Raw genomic sequence first — 18,807 nt, forward strand, 5'->3', positions numbered from 1 at the left:
TAATGCTTTGATAATAGACTAGATTTTACAGTCAATCCATTTATCAAGCGTCTTAAAATGCTATAATCCGTCAATTTTTGACCTTCTTATATTCATCAGCAAACAAAAAAGGTTCTCATGGCAAAAAGTCGCTTGTTCCGCTCCACAATGGTCGTCAGCAGCATGACCATGCTATCACGGGTTTTGGGTTTAGTACGTGACATAGTGCTGCTAGGCGTGTTTGGTGCCGGCGGCTTAATGGATGCGTTTTTGGTGGCGTTCAAAATTCCAAATTTTCTGCGACGTCTATTCGCTGAAGGCGCTTTTAGCCAAGCTTTTGTGCCAGTGCTTTCTGAGTATAAAGAGAAGTACAATCTGCAACAAGTACAACTATTGGTCAGTCGCACCTCTGGGGCTTTGCTGCTGATTTTGTCGATGTTGACAGTAGTGGTGATTTTATTAGCGCCTTGGGTGGTGACCTTATTTGCGCCAGGCTTTGCCGATCAGCCCGATAAATTTGCGGTCACTGCTGATTTACTCCGTCTCACCTTTCCCTATCTTCTATTTATCTCGATGACCGCTTTTGCTAGCGGTATTCTACAAAGTTATGGACGCTTCGCCGCTCCCGCCTTTGCGCCTGTATTATTAAACCTTTGTATGATTGGCGCGGCCTTGATATTTGCGCCGATGTTTGACACGCCCATCATGGCTTTAGGCTACGCGGTGGCTATCGCAGGGTTATTGCAGTTCTTGATTCAGTTGCCGCAGCTATGGCAACAAAAGCTGCTGGTCGCGCCGAAAGTCGACTTTAGGCACGAAGGCGTCAAGCGTATCTTAAAGCTGATGCTGCCCGCTATCTTTGGCGTATCGGTTACCCAGATTAATTTATTACTCAATACCGTCTTTGCCTCGCTAATGATCGGCGGCTCCGTCTCTTGGCTGTATGCCGCTGAACGTATGAGTGAGCTACCATTAGGACTGATTGGCGTGGCGATTGGCACGGTTATTTTGCCTAGCCTCTCTGCTAGTGAAGCCAAAAAGGACGATGTTACCTTTAAAAAGACCATCGACTGGGCGGCGCGTCTCATCATCCTAGTAGGTCTGCCAGCTGCCGCGGCACTATTTATCCTCTCTGATGTGATGATGCAAGCGCTGTTTTTACGCGGTGAGTTCTTATTGCGTGATGCTGAGATGAGCGGTCTAGCGCTACGCAGTATGGCCGGCGGTATTTTAGGCTTTATGCTGATCAAAATCTTTGCACCCGCGTTTTTTGCTCGTCAAGACGTCAAGACTCCGGTCAAAATCGGTATTGTATCGGTGTTTGCCAATATGATATTTAGCGTGCTGTTTATTGGTATTTTTTACTTCTTTGAGCTTCCTTTGCATGGTGGCCTTGCCCTAGCAACGACGGGGGCGGCTTTTGTTAACGCCGGCTTACTATATTACTTCTTACATAAGCGTGGTATTTTCCGTTTTGATAGCCATTGGAAAAAGCTATTTGCGCAGTTTATTATCGCAACTAGCGCTATGGTTGCAGCGCTCTATCTGATGCTGCCCTACTTTCCAACGGATTCGGCACAGTGGCGCCGACTGGTAGCGCTACTGATTATTTGCATAATTGGTGCCGTGGTTTATGGTGTGGTCTTACTCATAACTGGGTTTCGTCCGCATCAGCTTAAGCACGGTTAACTTGAGGCGCAGCGCTGGCATAAGTAGCGTTTGTCAATACTAGGCAGAATCGTCATAATGATTGATGTACTAAAACCCTATATTAACCTATGTTGAGGTCTACCATGACAACCCCTCTCGTATCAAAACCACTAGTACTGGCGACAGGTTTATTGACAGCCAGTCTACTGCTTACTGGCTGTAGTAATAATGACAGTAATGAAGTACAAATAAGCGAAGATAATAGCGAACAGACAGTCGTTGCTAATAGCAATGGTCCAGTGGAAGAAGCTGTAGCGGCTAAAGATGATGGTATTATGGCAGATGACGCTGCGACCGATGACGATACGCTCGTTCTCGATAGCGATGCCACGAATGAGACGAGTATGCCAAGCAGTAATATTACTCCTGTGACTACAGCTCCTGATCAGCCAAGCCTAGTCACTAACCCTACTGAGCCCAATACTCCAGAGGATACCGTCAAACAAGCCTTAGACACTTTATATTACGGTGATGTCGAAGATGCCGTCGGCTACTATCAGGTCGATATGGCAAACTTTGAGCAAGAGCTTTCCAATACCCAAAGCGCGTTTCAGCAGACAGTCGAGAGTGTGACTATCACCGATACTCAATATAATGCTGATAACACCAAAGCGACTATTACAGGTGAGCTGCGGCTCAAAGGCCAAGACGAGCCTGCGCCTTTGACGTATCAGCTCCGCAAAGTCAACGGTCAGTGGAAGATTTTGGGCTAGTTTGGTTTAGCGACTAAAACAACGGTTGGCGACTATTGGTTGCAGTTATTGTTTCGCTTAGATCGCGGTTTCACTGACATTATTGTCAATCGCGATACCGAGCATGACTACATCGGCGATAAAGCCTTGCATATCGCAAACTTGCGGCATATAGCCCCATTGCTCAAAGCCAAGCTTACGAAACAAGGTTAAGCTTGGCGTATTATGAGCGAAGATTAGCGCCACGACATTGTGAATGCCGAGACTTGGCGCTTGAGTGAGCATCCACTCGATCAATAAGCGGCCTAAGCCTTGCCTGTGATAATCGCGATGCAGATAAATACTGACCTCGCTACTGATATGGTAGGCGGTACGCGCATATAAATCGCTAAAGCTGCCCCAAGCGACAATAACCGCTGGCGAGTCAGCTGATGTTGTAGTGACCACATAAATGGGCCGTTTGGGATCATTGAGATGCTCATCGAACCAACTGGCACGCTCAGCACTAGTGACAGGTGCCAATTGAGCGGTCGCTTGTTTGCCGGCGATACTTTGATTATAGATATCTAATATAGCCGTTAGGTCATTGAGACTAGCGCGCCCTACAGCAAACTTATCATTTAGTGCAATTGGGGCTAATGAAGTGGTAGTCGTCTGCTGGTGACGACGGGTGACATTGTCTAACATAGCGCTCCTAATAGGATAGGTTGTGGTCTATAGTTTGCAGTGTGAGTTTGGCTATTTTACTTTATAATGGCAGCCCTTGACGCCTTTTATGCTCTTAGATTCATGACCTGTGTCTTTTATTCAACCGCTCCTATCATAGCTGTAAATTATGAATACCTATTATTTAGAACAACTGATTGCACCGCCTTATATTGTTAATGACAGTGTTAAAGCGACTGACTTAGCGCCTTGCGTCCTAACCATTGGCAATTTTGATGGCGTGCATTTAGGTCATCAAGCGATGCTGGCAAAGGTACGTGCCTTAGCTGATGAGCAAAACCTGAACGCAGCGGTGATGATATTTGAGCCGCAGCCGAGAGAGTTTTTTGCCCCGCAAAAGGCCCCTGCGCGCCTGACTACTTTAGCAGAAAAACAAGCGCTGCTAGCGGATTTTGGAGTAGATACGTTAATTGTAGCTGGCTTCGATAGTGATTTTCGCGCGCTGTCAGCTACTGCTTTTGCCGACCTATTAGCGAAACGCTTAAACGTACAAGCGCTTGTTTTAGGCGATGACTTTCGCTTTGGTCATGATCGCACCGGTGACAGTCAGTTTTTGCAGAACTATGGCCTACAAGTCATCGACCTGCAAACCGTCACAGATGAAGAGCAGCAAGATGATCGCATCAGCTCAACCCGCGTACGCGACTTACTATTAGCCGGTGATATTGATGCAGCCAATCGCTTATTAGGCCGCGATTATACGATTATGGGCCAAGTCGTTGGCGGTGATAAAATCGGCCGCACTATGGATTTTCCGACTGCTAATATTGAGCTGTCTCGGATAAAGCCTGCCTTACACGGTATCTTTGCAGTCGACGTGGTCCGTCTTGATAAACAAGGCAATATCGTAGCAGATGGACTGAGCGCTCTTGCAGAAGAAGGGCAAATGGGCGTAGCAGGACTACGAGAGCATAGTCTATTTGGTACCGCAAGTATCGGTACTCGGCCTTCAGTGACTAAAGAGCAAGAATGGCGCTTAGAAGTGCATTTTCCGCAGTTTCAAGGCGACTTATATGGTGAGAGCTTGCAGGTGCGCTTTTTGCACTACTTGCACGGCGAGCGTAACTATGAGGGTTTAGCCGCTCTAAAGCAAGGCATTCATCAAGACGTGACTGACCTGCTTGCTTGGCGAGAGCAGCAGTTAAATTAACAAGATTTGCGCGTGTCACCTTTCCACTAAAAAAGCCACTTTATTATTAAAGTGGCTTTTTGATATATGACTTATTACGTGCTAACTAATGAAAGCTCTAACGACTAAGCATCAGGATGCAAACGCACATTTAATTCATCAATAACCTCTACCCAAGCGGCGTCTTTTTTCCATTCTTCTTTTAAGAACATACGCTGACTGTCGGTCCAGATGTCAGCCTCTACTAGCTTCTCATCTTTGCCTAACTGATTATCAGCGATAAATTTGTCAATCGCTTCATCTGAATTATCCAGACCTAACTGAGCGAATAGTTCATTCATATTGTAATCGACTTCACCTAACATACTGCTTCTCCTTAACGTTAATATAAGCTTTAACAGGGTTATTTATTATCTGACTTATTTTCTAGTGCTTTTTTAATGCTTTTTAGCGAACGTCTTTATTGTAGCAAACCTACTGATAAAAGCTGTTAGTCAAAGTTTATCTAAGCTTACCAGTTGTGTTAACGGAGCAGGCAAAAAAAAGCCCTGCTATACAAGCAAGGCTTTTGTATCTTTAATCAGCACTTAATCCCATTGCGCTTATGGCAGTAAGTGAGATACTGCGTCACGCTCTTCGCTTAGCTCTTGCTCAGTGGCAGCCATTTTCTCTTTTGAGAACTCTGCTGAGACATCGACGTCTTCAACGATAGACCAGTCACCATTGCTGCAAGTACAAGGGAACGAGTAGATCAAGCCTTTGGCAACGCCGTATTCGCCGTTAGAGTAGACCGCCATAGAGACCCAATCGTCGCCATCTGTGCCCATAACCCAAGTGCGGATATGGTCAATCGCCGCATTAGCAGCTGACGCAGCTGAAGAGGCACCGCGCGCTTTAATAATTGCTGCGCCGCGTTTTTGTACTTCTGGGATATACGTGTTTTCGTACCAGTCGCGATCGACTAAGTCTAACGCAGGCTTACCATTGACAGTACAAGCGGTTAGATCTGGATACTGAGTTGACGAATGGTTACCCCAGATAATCATCTTTTTCACATCGTTGACAGTGCTCTCGGTCTTTTCGGCCAATTGAGCAATAGCGCGGTTGTGATCTAAGCGCGTCATCGCAGTGAAGTTACGTGGATCTAGATCCGGTGCATTACGCTGAGCGATAACGGCGTTAGTGTTCGCTGGGTTACCAACGACTAGGACTTTAACATCACGTTTAGCCACTTCATTTAACGCTTTACCTTGTGCTGAGAAGATAGCAGCGTTAGCTTCTAATAAGTCTTTACGCTCCATACCTGGGCCACGTGGACGCGAGCCTACTAATAAAGCATAACTCACATCTTTAAAAGCAACTTTGGCATCGTCAGTTTGCACGATATCTACTAATAACGGAAAAGCACAGTCTTGTAGCTCCATAACTACACCCTTTAGGGCGTCAAGTGCTGGAGTGATTTCAAGTAAATTCAAAATAACCGGCTGATCTTTACCTAGCATCTCACCAGAAGCAATACGGAATAGCATAGCATAGCTGATATTACCAGCAGCGCCAGTGACGGCAATACGTACAGGCTGTTTCATAGAGTATTCTCCAATTGATTATTAGACAGTATCTTGTTCGACAATATCTTTATTAAGTAGTCGCTTTTTCAGTCACAACGGCTCGAATTAAACACGACTTTTATGCAAAAGGCGCATAAAACGAGAGCTAGTGTAGCACCTCGTTTAGGGAACCGTCTAGGAACAATAGCAGGCGAGTATAAGATTTGCGCGCTATATTGTTACATTTTATGCGCGTACTATTATAGTATGAGCGACCAAAGTAAACATCTATAATAGGACCAAATTAAGCGCTAATACTCGATAGCGCCCAAAAATCAATTTAAAATGAATAGAGTAGCAAATGAATACGGATAAGAGTTTTATAGAAAAGGCGACTGCTTAATTCAAAACACACTCTAAAATATGCTCAGAAAAAGCTTTTAACACCATAGCAAAGCACTTTTTAACCATAGTCGTGCTGTCTATTCTATTGCATTTTTATATTTATCGGGCGCACCGAGCGGTCTGCTCTATATCCTTATCTACGCGATCTATTACTGACCTCCAGAGATAATAAATTTTTTGTCGCAGCTGTCGATGACATTGCTACAACTGGCAAAATCATTGCCTTCATAGCAGACATTGATATCAGTCAAAATCGATTGGCGGCGACTGCCTGCTTGGCAGATCAGATCGATGTCAGATGCGCTCATACCACGATTAAGTCTTATCATCTGTTTAAGAAAGCTTGATTTGGACACTGTATAGCTATTACCTGTTGTCAGTTCACTGGGCAGCTTTAGGTCTCCGGCATAGTTAATAATTTGACGAAAATAACTGTTCGCACTCAGCGGACTACAAGTCCCATAGCGATGCCATGCTTGGCTGCGCACTGTCGTGTCCGGCATAATGCGGTTGACGACTTTGAGCTGTAGAGGACTTAGACGCGGCTCACTACCGCGGCCACAGCGCTCACCATAGCCCAAATCTAGCCCAGATATGGTAAAAGAATAGCCTTCTAAACATTGACGCATCCGCGCGCGCGTTGGCTGTAGATTACATAACGCTGGGGTCATCTCAACCATGAGTACCCGCTGACCACTTTTGACTGCGCTTGCCGCTTGCGCAGGAGCTATAAAGACGCTAGGTAATAGCATTAGACCCGCTAGCTTGGCTGAGGTAGCAGACACTCGGAACCAAACAGACGATTGACGACTGTTCGCTTGATACTTTATAAAATTTATATATTTATTTATCATAGTCAAAAGGGTATATACAGTTATCGAACAGTAGAAGCAGGTATAAAAATAGCCTATAGTTATCGTTCTGTTTTTGGACGCTAACTAAATAAAGAGCTAGTAATCTATAACATGTAGACAGATTAGTCTAATACTACCAAAACACTTTGTTTACTCTATAGCAAAAACGTAAATCAACTTTAAAAACTTCTATCCCCTGATATAGCAAAGGATAACGCGGCCTGATAAAACCTTATCTGAACCTTTATTTTTAATACATTAATATCCTAAAAAGATTAAAAAAAGCCATCAACACTACTTGCTGATGGCTTTTGCTATAAAGATGCACTACTAACCACGTCAAACGCTATTGCTCAGCCATGAGGCTGTTAAAAAGCTGCGGGCACCGATCCCATACGATCAGTAATCGGCTGCGGACGACCTAGTAAGCTACTATAGATAGTGGCATTTTCCATCACGTGCTTGACGTAATTGCGAGTTTCGGGATAAGCGATAGACTCAACATACTGATCTGCAGCGAGCGAGCCATAAACCGGCTGCCAGCGCTTGGCATTGTTAGGACCAGCATTATAACCTGCGGTTGCCAGTACAGGCTGATAGTTGAGCTTACTCAAGATATCGCCCATATACCAAGTGCCATAGCGGATATTAGTATCGCCGCTATTGGCGCGGCTAGCACTATAAGTCTCGCCTAGATTGCGCGCGATGTATTTAGCCGTATCAGGCATGACTTGCATCAAACCACTAGCGCCAACGTTCGAGCGCGCTGAGGTCACAAAGCGGCTCTCTTGACGCATAATGCCGTAAGCCCACGCCGGATCAATGCCCGCCTCTCGGCTATAGCGTACCACCGCGCTTTGGTGCGGCATCGGATGCGATAGTGCCAAGCTGTCTACTCTATCGGCATTATCGATGGCATAAATCGCGCGATCGAGCCAGCCCATATCATGCGCTACGCGCGCCGCGGCAATGATCAGACTATCATCACGCTTATCACGAGCCTGCTTGACCGCCCAGTTCCATTCGCGATTGGCAAACGAGCGATTGGCGTCTGAATTATACAGTGCAAAAGCGCGTGCAAAACTTGGCTCTTGCATCACGCGTGCGCGATCAGCGCTGCTAATATTAGGCAAGTTATTGCCGCCCAAACGGCTGGCATAGAAGCGCTGGCCGATTTTGTCTTTGGCCATTAGCCCGTAGTAGTCATTACTTTTTGCTAGCTGCTGATACATACGTTTGGCAGTAGTACGCTTATTGGCATCGCTTGATTGCTCATAAGCGCGCGCGAGCCAATACTGCCATATATTGGATCTTTGGGTCTCGCTATCCATCTGAGAGATCGCCTCAGCGACATCATCCCAGCGACTAAAACGAATAGCAGCCATCGCATAATCTTCGGCTTCTTCAAAGTTAAAATCATCGTCCAGACTCTTACGGAACCAATCTACCGCCTCACTATTAAAGCCATCATCGGTATTATAGTTCATACGCTTGACACCAATAATGCGATAAGCGTAGCGGCGCGTGTCATCGTTTAATAAGCGAGCGCGGCGCTGATTGTCTTGCTTGATATCAAAATCTAACTGCATCGCCGCTTCGCGGTAAGACTTATCGGCAAGGCGGCCTATCGCATATAGATAAAGGTATTGATTAATTTGACTGTTAGGCTCTTTAGTAAATCGGCTAAGAAACGAGGAAGGATTAAGCTGAATCTCGCTCAAAGCTGAATAAGGAATAGGCGTGCCTAAGCGTGAGGATAGCGCCATAATATCGCCGGTGTTGCCGACACGCAGCATACGTTTCAGTCTTGAGGCCCGATCGCTATTACTAATAAGCGCGTGATTATTCATCTCCATCGCTAGCTGATCACATAGCGCAGGCTGTTTTTTGGTGGTTAGCCAAACGTCAGACTTCTCGCTCAGCGCGCGCATCGTATCGCCGCCATTATTGAACCCAAGGGCAATGGCGCAGCGCTCTGACCTATCGGCATTAGTAATCAGATTAGCCACTTGACGGACGGAAGCATAATCATTAGCGCCGGCTTTGGTCTCTGCAAAATCAGCGACGAGCTTTTCGGCCATAACACTGCCTGGGTATTGACGTACAAACTGCGAGATAGCCGCTGCACTTTGTGAATTGAGATCCAAATTCATTCGCCAATAAGTCGGGTACATGGCAAACAGGCTACCACTCATCAGCTGCTCATAGTTGAACAAAGCACTGATATCGCCTCTATTCTCAGCTTGTGCGGCAGCATTAAAATAGTCGACGCCACTACTACCCTGCTGATAGCTGTTGCCTGAGTAGTAGCTGCCTTCTTGCTCAAAGCTCTCGCCGTCTCCCCAAGTCAGCTCAGCACAAGCCACTTGTGATACTCCAAGCGCCCCCATAGCAGTCGCTAAGCTCAGCGCACTCACTCGCAGCTTACTGTTTTTGACGCTCTTCAATAACTGTAAATTTAGAGTGTGCTTAGTAGTGGTTTTTTCTTTGCTGTTATGAGTAACGCGCAATTTTGTCATACGGACTCTCTTTATATTCTTCAGTATCAAGTAAATTGGTATCAAGTAAATGAGTATCAGGTGAATTAGCGGCTTGTGTATAGCGATTTGATGCTTAGCGCTGCGATAAGTGCACTTACCATACTATTGATCATACTATATTTGGTTAACTTTCAACCAATCACTTTACCATTTGTCTCTAATCAGGATAGTACCCAGTAACAACAAAATGATATTGCTCGTCTTTTATAACGCATACTAGCAGCGCGTATCAGCAGTACACAATGACAAGCATAGTGACCGTACATAGTGACAATACATAATGACAAGCGGGCACTCTTGCTCCAGTTCTGAGTCATTAGACAATAACGAGTCATTGATGAGCAAATGATAAGCGATTGATACTATTATAAATAATTTGGTAGATGAATGACATTCGTTGATGCTTATTTTTCACTTTACAGACTGATTATGATAAAATACGCGCCTTATCTTTAGTGCTTGGTCTGCAGCGTCTCGTCTTCAGCGCTTAGCCTGCCAATCTGTTTAACCATGGATGTCTTGTTATGAGTGTTACTGTATTTGACCCGCGTATCGATACTACCGATACGAGCTCTACTGCTGAAACGACCCTTGCTGCGCAAGCAGCAACAGCGCTTGAAGAGTCCCATTCTGCGGCCGCTCCTGTCAAAAAAGTCTTTGTCACCACTCAGGGCTGTCAGATGAATGTCTATGACTCTGACAAAATGCTCAACGTGCTCGGCGATTCGCACGGTATGCAAGTCACTCATGATATCGATGAGGCTGATGTGCTCTTGATGAATACTTGCTCTATTCGCGAAAAAGCGCAAGAAAAAGTATTTTCAGAGCTGGGCCGCTGGCGTAAATTGAAAGAAAAACGTCCTGACTTAGTCATTGGTGTTGGCGGCTGCGTAGCTTCACAAGAAGGCGATAACATCCAAAAGCGCGCGCCGTATGTCGATATGGTATTTGGGCCGCAGACCTTGCACCGTCTGCCAGAGCTGTATGATCAGTCTAATGAGCAAAAAGGTATCGCGCCCAAAAACCGTATCGGCACAATCGATATCTCGTTTCCTAGCATTGAGAAATTTGACTTCTTGCCTGAGCCTAAAGTCGAAGGCTATAAAGCCTTTGTCTCTATCATGGAAGGCTGCTCAAAATATTGCTCATTTTGCGTGGTGCCATATACGCGCGGTGAAGAGTTATCGCGTCCATTAGATGATGTACTTGCTGAGATTGACAACCTTGCCGAACAAGGCGTACGCGAAATCAATCTATTAGGTCAGAACGTCAACGGCTATCGCGGCGAAAAAGATGATGGTAGTATTTGCCGCTTTGCCGAGCTATTGCATTATGTCTCGCACGTCGACGGTGTGGAACGTATCCGCTATACCACTAGCCACCCGCTCGAGTTCACTGATGATATTATCGATGCTTATGCGCAATTGCCTGAGCTGGTCTCGCACTTACACCTGCCAGTTCAAAGTGGCTCAAATGCTATTTTAGCGGCGATGAAACGCAATCATACGATCGATGTATATATTGATCAGATTAACAAGCTAAAAGCCATTCGCCCTGATATTCACTTGTCGAGCGACTTTATTATTGGCTTCCCTGGTGAGACCGATCAGGACTTCCAAGATACCTTGAACTTAGCAAAAGAATTAAACTTCGATCACTCGTACAGCTTTATTTATTCCAAGCGTCCAGGCACGCCAGCTGCTGAGCTGCCTGATAATGTTAGCTTCACTACCAAAAAAGAGCGCTTGGCAGAGTTTCAAAAGGTGATTATCGACTCAACCCTACAAAAGACCCGTGAAATGGTCGGTACCACCACTCGCGTCTTGGTTGAACAAGTAGCGGATCGACATCCTGATTGCTTGCTAGGTACGGCGGACAATACCCGCACCGTGATGTTCCCGTTTGAGGAAGCGCAAAAGGATGAGCTGCTTGGTAAACTCGTTAGCGTCCGTATTACTGACTTTGTCAGTCCGCATATGGTTAAGGGTGAGTTAGTTGAGGTTTTGGCCTAACACAATGTTTGTAATACGACTTTAGATAAGAAAAGCCGTTTGCTATTAATAGTGGACGGCTTTTTTGTATGCGGCTGTCATGATTATCACCGTATCTTATGGAGTAACTAATAGTGTTGAATCACCTTAAAACCGATGCAGTGCAGCTGGGATTCATCTTGTCAATGAGAGCTGCGCAACATCGAAACAGCGAAGACACAGCACGCAAGGAAAATGAATAGCAGTTGCACGTTAATATTAAGCGTATCGACTTTATTTCGCACTGACCATAGTGTTCTTTAAACCATAAAATGACTAACCACTTCAGCCAATAAAGCTGCAGCAATCAACATAAATATCACGCCGCAAGCACGATTAAGCCAAGCCAGACGATCACCAACATCAAGCCAGCCAGCCAATTGCTTTCCGCCCAGCGTATAGATGATCTGCCAAATGGTTTCGCTTAAAAACAAGCCAACAGTCAGCATTATATACTGCGGCCAAAGGGGCGCCGTAAAATTGATAAACTTGGGGAAAAAAGCAGCGAAGAATAATATAGCTTTTGGGTTAGACAGTGACACCCAAACGCCGGTACGAAATAAGGTCATATTGTTTGGTGACACCTTAACTGCCGCACTCGATAGTGAGCGCGGCTGCGGTGTTTTCTCATCAGTCATAAATGGCATAGTAGTCGGATAATCGGTCGCGACCTCCTCGCCCATTTCTTTGGCATCACTCATCAAGCTGCCCTCACCAGCATCGAGCCATGACTGAATACCCAGATAAATGAGATATAGCGCGCCTACCGTTTTGATTACTTCTAAAGCCCAAGGCGATTGACGACTGATAACGTCTAGCCCTAGCAAGGTTGACAGCAATAGGATGAATAAACCAAGGCTTAATCCTGCCAGCGTCCATAGCGTACGCTTCACCCCATAATTTAGCCCATACTGAAACGCCAACAGCATATTAGGCCCTGGCGTCGCGGAGATAAAAAAGGTACTGATAAAAAACACGGTAAATAGATGCCAAGACATCTGCAACCCCTACTCTGTATTATGAAACTTACTGATGTTAAAAAAATAAACACCGCCATTACGACGGTGTTTGATCAAACCTAATTATACTCTAAGTGCTTTGACTTTATGAGCATAAGCTACAATTTTCTTATCGATAAAGATCTAGTTAACCGTACAGCTCTCTAACAGTTTCTGCAGAAAACCATCACAACGCTCAATCTCACTTAATGCCACAAACTCATCGGCTTTATGCGCCTGCTCAATGCTCCCTGGGCCGCAAATAATGGTCGGAATGCCAGCGTTAGTAAACTGTCCGCCTTCGGTGGCATAAGCCACTTTATGGCGCTCATCATCGCCCGTCAAAGCTGCGATTAACTCTTGTAGCTCGTCATTCTTATCATCACTCATCGCTGGTACGCCCTCTTCTTGTATCAGCTCGATACCGGTTTCAGGAGACCGCGCTTGCATTTGCGCGTTTAGCTCGGCAATTTTAGTTTTGATCGGTGCTACGATATCCTCTTGCGTCATGTGCGGTAAGTTGCGATAGTCAAAGGTGAACTCGCACAGATTGGGTACGATGTTGGTCGCGGTGCCGCCTTGTATCGTACCGACCGACAGGGTCGAAAAAGGCACATCAAACATAGCATCATTGTCATCACGCTGGCTGATCTCTTCTGCTAACGCATCGACATAACCGACCAAACGACTGGCGTAGCTAATGGCATTGACGCCTTTATGGGTTAAGGAGGAATGCGCGGACTTGCCATGCACGCGGCAACGATAAACCGCAATGCCTTTATGCGCGACCACCATAGTCATCAAAGTTGGCTCACCGACGATACAATAATCAGGAGTGATACCGCGCGCCTCAATATCCGCCAAAATCAGCGGCGCACCCAAACAGCCCACCTCTTCATCAAACGATAGTGCCAGATGTAGCGGACGACTGAGTTTACCCGCTTTAGATAATTTGACTGCTTTAGGTAGCACCATTAAGCTACAAGCAATAAAGCCTTTCATATCGCACGACCCGCGCCCGTACAGTTTATCGCCACGTATTTCCGCTTTAAATGGATCTGAGCTCCAGTCCTGCCCATCAACTGGTACGACATCAGTATGACCTGAGAGCACCAAACCGCCATCTAAAATATCTCGGTTCTTTCCTGCGGGTACGGTAACAAACAGATTGGCTTTGTTCTGAGCCTCATTAAAGGTGAGATCAACGCTCAAACCCAGCTGCTCGCAGTAGCCTTGTACATCTTTTATCAGCGCCAAGTTTGAATGGCGACTGACCGTATCAAAGCCAATGAGCCGCGTCAGCCAATCGATACTTTGCGTAGGGTAGTCAGCCTGATTAGTGTTGGTTTTTGCATCACTATTGCTAGCGGTTATGGTCATAAAATATCCTTAGCCTATCTAAAAAAGAGGTTAGCTATTTTTAACAAAGCGCTGTTGTAGGGCTTTTACTTCCTCATCTAAGCCGTCAACTGGCCCATCGATAGGGATATCAGGCGCGACCTCTGAGATAGCTAACGCATTAATCGACAGCGGCGAGTCTACACCCATCTCCGCCATCCACTCGCCGAGTTGCTTGACCGAGCTGACATAAACGATACGGCCAAGACCCGCCAGCCCATGTGCAGCAGAGCACATCGCGCAGTGCTCACCTGAAGTATAAACGGTTTACTTACGATGGGTTATTTTGATTCATCACATCCATGACTGGCGGCATGGGCTTTGGCAGCTTACCTTCTGCTTGCAATTCCTTCGTGGTCTTAGCATCGATAGGTAGTCCGGCAATCAGTGCCAACTCCTTCACCGATTTACGTTTGCGCGTGGCAAAGCTGACAGGCACCATACGCGCAAACTCATAAATATATAGGTAAGACTCCTCACCACCCTCAAACTCGTCATCCTCGGCTAGACGAATCGCGCCAATCTTCGCCAAATCAGAGAGCATCTCGTTCTCCTCAGCACTTAGACGACAATCAGTAATACCAAAACCGGTCATAAAGCCATTGGCCCACTGTTTCAGCGCCATTACACGCTCGTACAAATCATGTTCATCGTCAGGCACTAGCGGCGTATAGGCATAAGCATCATCTTTATCTTTGAGCTGAAACACGGTGTCCTCAGCCTCCTCAGTTAATAAAGTTAGCGCCTCGTCAGGCAAAGCTTCAAAGCTAAGCTCGCTCAAGATAGCAGCCCAACCTGCCTCATCGGGCGCGTTGCAAGCGGTCATCAGCCCAGTCATCAAGCCATGTATCTCACTGATTGTCACATCCGTCCAACCTGCAAACGCATCTGACCAAGTGTTCCAGCCTGAGATATTATCATTCATAAAAACATCCTGATTCAAAATAAATTAAGGGTAAATAAGTGCGACAAAGTATAAAGATGCCCAAAATGCCTACTATAAGCTCAATGGCAATTACTTTGTTGATATAGATATTATGAGGTCACTTATGGCATTATTAAACGCATAAAGCCAATTCATTATCATCACGTTCATTAAGGATAAAAACTGACTATGTATGATCAACTAAAAATATTAGAAAAAATGATACTAGATATCAAAAAACAGCATCAACTGGTCAGTCGTGAGCTCAGTCAACTAAAACAACAGCCTCAGCCTGACCCAAAAGAGCTGTCCTCCTTAAAGTCTCAGCTCAGCAGTAGCACCAATGAGCGCGACACTGCCAAAAAACAACTGAGCGATTTAGATAAGCGCTACCAAAGTTTGGCTGAGGCTCATCACATGATAGGAGAAGAGCAAGACAAACTGCAGAGTCAGCTCAGCGATTTACAACAAAAAAATAATGAGCTTGAACAGATCAATCAGCGCTTAGAGCAGCAAAACCAAGAAGCAAAGCAGCAGCTCGACGATATCAAGCAACAAAATAGCGATTTACAGCAAAAAAACCAACTGGCGGCTGAGCGTACTCAAGTGGTACTGCAGCGCTTGACCCGTATTGACCAAATGGATAGCTAAGCGCTCTCACGCTAATTTCAAACCTTTATTGTGTAGGATTTTTTATGACTGATAACCGTACTGACTCGCAAAAACCAGCGCTCGAAACGACTAGCAAGGATAGCACTGTAACAGCGGCTAATAACTCAAAAACACCGCCGGCCCAGACCCAAGACACAAGCACGCAAAGCCGAGTCGCCCAAAGCCAAGCGGCGCGCCCATCGGTCAATGCTAATAGCTCGAGCCAAACCACTGACCCCAATAAAAGCAATGATATGAATAATAATAAATCCGCTAAGCCAGCCTCAGGGCCACAAAACAAAAAGCCAGAGCATAAGCAGCCGGAAAGCAAAAAAATAGATATCGTGATTGCGGGCGCCAGCTACCCTATCTTTTGTCCCGCTGATGAAGAACAAGAGCTAAGAGCGGCAGAAAAGTTTATTAATGATTTTGCTACTAACATTAAAAAAGACGCGCCTAAACTGAATCAAGAGAATTTGCTAGTCTTGTCTTGCTTAAACTTGTACGAGCAAATCAATGCACATAAAAAATCAGAAGCCGAGCGTCAGCAGCAAAGCAAACACAACGAGCAGCTATTAAATAAAATCATGCAAGAAGCGCAGTCTGTTCTTTAAACCTATTTTTAAACCTAGACACGCCTAGGAGTGAGCCTTATAGGTTTTACCAGCATGAAAGTCGGCCTGATGTTCGTAATTACAAAAAAACAGCTCTTGGTTTTTTGTCGTTGCTGTATCCGCTACTACTTCATCCGTAGCTAGCATCGCGTCGCTATGAGGCTGCGTTTCGAGCACGCCGCGATACTCAGCGAGACTATGGCCACAAAAGTTGCAGGTGCGCGGTGTGGTGACATCGCCTTCTTTTGGCATCATGCTTTTAGGCGGGCGCGGATACATGACTTTATAAAACAGCCACATACAGATCCAGATGATTATAATAGTGGTAATAACAGCAAACACGGCAAGGCTCCTTTGAGTAGCGGACAAGGCTCCGAATATATTAGAGCATATTACATTGTCACCTTTAGATTTTACGATAAGTAACGCGCTTAGCATAGCAGGCGCTCATAAAAAAACTGGCTCAATAAAGCCAGTTTTTGATTTATATCAATTTATAAGTAAAACGATAGCTTCTAGAGTTGCAGCTCGCTGATATCAGCAACTGTTAAGAATAGTGCGCGGACTTGCTTTAATAGTGCTAAGCGATTGGCTTTTAGCGCGGCATCTTCGCTATTGACCATAACGCTATCAAAGAACTGCGTGAGTGGCTCATCTAAGCTGGTTAAAGTTTGCAGTACTTGCGTATAGTCCGCTTGCTCTAATAAGGGCGCAACTTGCTGCTGTGCTTGCTGCACTTTTGCGTATAGTGCTTGTTCAGCAGCTTCCGCTAGTATCGACTCATCGACACTATCAGCGACTGCGCCTTCTGACTTAGCGATTATATTCGCCACGCGCTTATTAGAATCCGCTAGCATCGACGCTTGCGGTAGCTTACTAAAAGACTGCACTGCGCGGATACGCTGATCAAAATCAAGCGGCATGTGCGGGTTGATCGCTTGTACGGCTTGAATGGTGTCGACGCTGACGCCTTTCTCAGTGTACATGGCGCGATAACGCGAATTGAGGAACGCCATCACTTGGGTAAAGGTATCGCCCATCTTCGCAATTTTACTGCCTGACTCATTACTGTAGCCTTTAATCGCTTGTTCCACCAGCGCCACTAAGTTAATAGGCAACTGCTTTTCGATTAAAATGCGCAAAATACCAATAGCCGAACGGCGTAAGCTAAACGGATCTTTTGAACCTGTCGGCGCTTGATCAATAGCAAAGATACCCACTAAGGTATCTAAGCGATCGGCTAGCGCTAAGCAAATACCGATCGGCGTCTGCGGCAGAATATCACCGCTAAACTTAGGCAGATACTGCTCTTCAATACTGGCAGCGACGGCTTCAGGTTCATCATTTAGACGCGCATAATAAGTGCCGGCGATGCCCTGCAATTCTGGATATTCACCGACTAAGGAGCTGGTCAAGTCCGCTTTGGCAAGCATGGCGGCGCGTACCGTCTCATCGAGATCAATACTCTGCCCTTGCTGTTGCAGTAGCCCAGCGATAAATCCAGCAAGCTTAGCGATACGCTCAGACTTCTCCCAAATCGTCCCCAGCTGATCTTGGAACACACGCGTCTTTAAGCTTTCAGTCATCGCAAATAATGGCTGCTTTTGATCCTGCAAAAAGAAAAACTCTGCATCGGCCAGACGCGGGCGCACGACTTTCTCGTTACCTTCGACGATTTGATTAGGGTCTTTAGACTCAATATTGGTAATAAAAATAAAATACGGCTGTAACTTACCGTCTTTGTCGGTCAGACAAAAGTACTTCTGGTCCGCTTGCATGGTGGAGATAAGCGCCTCTTGCGGTACTTGCAAGAATCTTGGCTCAAAGCTTGCTCTTAACGCAATCGGTAAGTCAACTAAAGCTGTCACTTCGTCTAACAGCTCTGCTGGCACAATCGCATCGGCATTGACTTGATCAGCTAAAGTTTTGACCTGATTGTTAATCATCATCCGGCGCTTATCAAAATCAGCGATCACTTTTAAGCGCTCAAGCAGCGACTCATAGTTATCAGCATGATCGAGCTCATGGTAGTCTGGGCTATGAAAGCGATGACCACGCGTTTTTGCACCGCTTTGATGACCTTGAATGGTCGCATCGATGACTTGATCATCTTGCATCAACACCACCCACTGCACCGGCCGCACAAACTCTTCTCGGCCGCTACCGGAGCGCATACGCTTAGCAATCGGCAGATTATCGAGCGCCGTTTGAAAGATATCAGGTAACAACTCAGTCGTCGCTTGACCGTGAATGGTTTGCTCATAGCCGACATAATCGCCTTTATCAGTATTGATAGTCGTCAGCTCACTGGTCTCTATGCCTAAGCCCTTGGCAAAGCCCATAGCCGCGCGGGTGGGATTGCCCTCATCATCAAAAGCTGCCTTAATAGCTGGGCCGCGCTTTTGCTCAGTACGATCAGGCTGCTTATCACTAATCCCAGTGATTTGTATCGCCAAACGGCGCGGGGCGGCAAAGGCTTTAATACTATTAAAACTGATATCAGCCTCTTTTAGTTGCTCGATAACGCTAGCTTGCAGGGCATCGCGTAGCGGTTTTAGGCTCTTGGGCGGCAGCTCTTCACACCCCAGTTCAAATAAAATGGTACTCAT

17 protein-coding genes are annotated in these 18,807 nt (G+C 45.9%); 6 read left to right on the plus strand and 11 right to left on the minus strand.

The features are described 5' to 3' along the window. Window positions 1-117 precede the first annotated feature (117 nt). Both murJ and W234_RS0103195 read left to right on the plus strand, forming a co-directional pair. Complete coding sequence (gene murJ / locus W234_RS0103190; RefSeq protein ID WP_037058790.1) at window positions 118-1,668, plus strand: murein biosynthesis integral membrane protein MurJ; 1,551 nt, start codon at window positions 118-120, stop codon at window positions 1,666-1,668. Window positions 1,669-1,772: 104 nt separating this feature from the next. Continuing rightward, the gene (locus tag W234_RS0103195) at window positions 1,773-2,402 is read left to right on the plus strand and encodes a hypothetical protein (RefSeq protein ID WP_025644675.1); all 630 of its coding nucleotides are present in this window, start codon (window positions 1,773-1,775) and stop codon (window positions 2,400-2,402) included. Window positions 2,403-2,459: 57 nt separating this feature from the next. Here the strand turns inward: W234_RS0103195 and W234_RS0103200 are convergent, their stop codons facing one another. Next, window positions 2,460-3,068: a GNAT family N-acetyltransferase gene (locus W234_RS0103200; RefSeq protein ID WP_025644677.1), complete on the minus strand. Its 609-nt coding sequence runs from the start codon at window positions 3,066-3,068 to the stop codon at window positions 2,460-2,462. Window positions 3,069-3,216: 148 nt separating this feature from the next. Between W234_RS0103200 and ribF the strand changes: the two genes are divergently transcribed. Next, window positions 3,217-4,257: a bifunctional riboflavin kinase/FAD synthetase gene (gene ribF, locus W234_RS0103205; protein WP_025644679.1), complete on the plus strand. Its 1,041-nt coding sequence runs from the start codon at window positions 3,217-3,219 to the stop codon at window positions 4,255-4,257. 104 nt (window positions 4,258-4,361) lie between these two features. On the opposite strand, the gene W234_RS0103210 is transcribed toward ribF, so the two are convergent. From W234_RS0103210 to W234_RS0103225, 4 genes are all read right to left on the minus strand, one after another. After that, window positions 4,362-4,601 (minus strand): DUF2789 domain-containing protein, encoded by a 240-nt coding sequence (locus W234_RS0103210; RefSeq protein WP_025644681.1) that lies wholly within the window; start codon window positions 4,599-4,601, stop codon window positions 4,362-4,364. A gap of 237 nt (window positions 4,602-4,838) precedes the next feature. Beyond that, on the minus strand, window positions 4,839-5,822 hold the full coding sequence (locus W234_RS0103215; protein ID WP_025644683.1) for a malate dehydrogenase: 984 nt from the start codon (window positions 5,820-5,822) through the stop codon (window positions 4,839-4,841). A gap of 515 nt (window positions 5,823-6,337) precedes the next feature. Continuing rightward, window positions 6,338-6,973, minus strand: coding sequence for a hypothetical protein (locus W234_RS0103220; RefSeq protein ID WP_025644685.1), 636 nt, complete (start codon window positions 6,971-6,973; stop codon window positions 6,338-6,340). Window positions 6,974-7,410: 437 nt separating this feature from the next. Then, on the minus strand, window positions 7,411-9,561 hold the full coding sequence (locus W234_RS0103225; RefSeq protein WP_084212608.1) for a lytic transglycosylase domain-containing protein: 2,151 nt from the start codon (window positions 9,559-9,561) through the stop codon (window positions 7,411-7,413). A gap of 545 nt (window positions 9,562-10,106) precedes the next feature. Between W234_RS0103225 and miaB the strand changes: the two genes are divergently transcribed. After that, on the plus strand, window positions 10,107-11,594 hold the full coding sequence (miaB, locus tag W234_RS0103230; RefSeq protein ID WP_025644688.1) for a tRNA (N6-isopentenyl adenosine(37)-C2)-methylthiotransferase MiaB: 1,488 nt from the start codon (window positions 10,107-10,109) through the stop codon (window positions 11,592-11,594). Between the two features lie 278 nt (window positions 11,595-11,872). Here miaB and W234_RS0103235 read toward each other — a convergent pair whose 3' ends face one another. The 4 genes from W234_RS0103235 to W234_RS0103250 all read right to left on the minus strand — a co-directional run bounded on the left by W234_RS0103235 (window position 11,873) and on the right by W234_RS0103250 (window position 14,933). Further along, window positions 11,873-12,610, minus strand: a complete 738-nt coding sequence (locus W234_RS0103235; RefSeq protein ID WP_025644690.1) for a LysE family translocator — start codon at window positions 12,608-12,610, stop codon at window positions 11,873-11,875. Between the two features lie 144 nt (window positions 12,611-12,754). Continuing rightward, window positions 12,755-13,990, minus strand: coding sequence for an acetylornithine deacetylase (argE, locus tag W234_RS0103240; protein WP_025644692.1), 1,236 nt, complete (start codon window positions 13,988-13,990; stop codon window positions 12,755-12,757). A gap of 30 nt (window positions 13,991-14,020) precedes the next feature. Next, the gene (locus W234_RS0103245) at window positions 14,021-14,245 is read right to left on the minus strand and encodes a hypothetical protein (RefSeq protein ID WP_025644694.1); all 225 of its coding nucleotides are present in this window, start codon (window positions 14,243-14,245) and stop codon (window positions 14,021-14,023) included. A 34-nt stretch (window positions 14,246-14,279) separates the two neighbouring features. Beyond that, window positions 14,280-14,933, minus strand: a complete 654-nt coding sequence (locus W234_RS0103250; RefSeq protein WP_025644696.1) for a UPF0149 family protein — start codon at window positions 14,931-14,933, stop codon at window positions 14,280-14,282. Between the two features lie 189 nt (window positions 14,934-15,122). On the opposite strand from W234_RS0103250, the gene W234_RS0103255 reads away from it, so the two are divergent. After that, window positions 15,123-15,584, plus strand: a complete 462-nt coding sequence (locus W234_RS0103255) for a hypothetical protein (protein ID WP_025644697.1) — start codon at window positions 15,123-15,125, stop codon at window positions 15,582-15,584. 44 nt (window positions 15,585-15,628) lie between these two features. Further along, on the plus strand, window positions 15,629-16,198 hold the full coding sequence (locus tag W234_RS14140) for a cell division protein ZapA (RefSeq protein WP_025644699.1): 570 nt from the start codon (window positions 15,629-15,631) through the stop codon (window positions 16,196-16,198). 24 nt (window positions 16,199-16,222) lie between these two features. Here W234_RS14140 and W234_RS0103265 read toward each other — a convergent pair whose 3' ends face one another. Further along, window positions 16,223-16,540, minus strand: a complete 318-nt coding sequence (locus tag W234_RS0103265) for a hypothetical protein (protein WP_025644701.1) — start codon at window positions 16,538-16,540, stop codon at window positions 16,223-16,225. A 173-nt stretch (window positions 16,541-16,713) separates the two neighbouring features. Beyond that, the gene (gene glyS, locus W234_RS0103270) at window positions 16,714-18,807 is read right to left on the minus strand and encodes a glycine--tRNA ligase subunit beta (protein WP_025644704.1); all 2,094 of its coding nucleotides are present in this window, start codon (window positions 18,805-18,807) and stop codon (window positions 16,714-16,716) included.

The sequence above is a fragment of the Psychrobacter sp. TB15 genome (assembly GCF_000511655.1).
Taxonomy (GTDB): domain Bacteria; phylum Pseudomonadota; class Gammaproteobacteria; order Pseudomonadales; family Moraxellaceae; genus Psychrobacter; species Psychrobacter submarinus.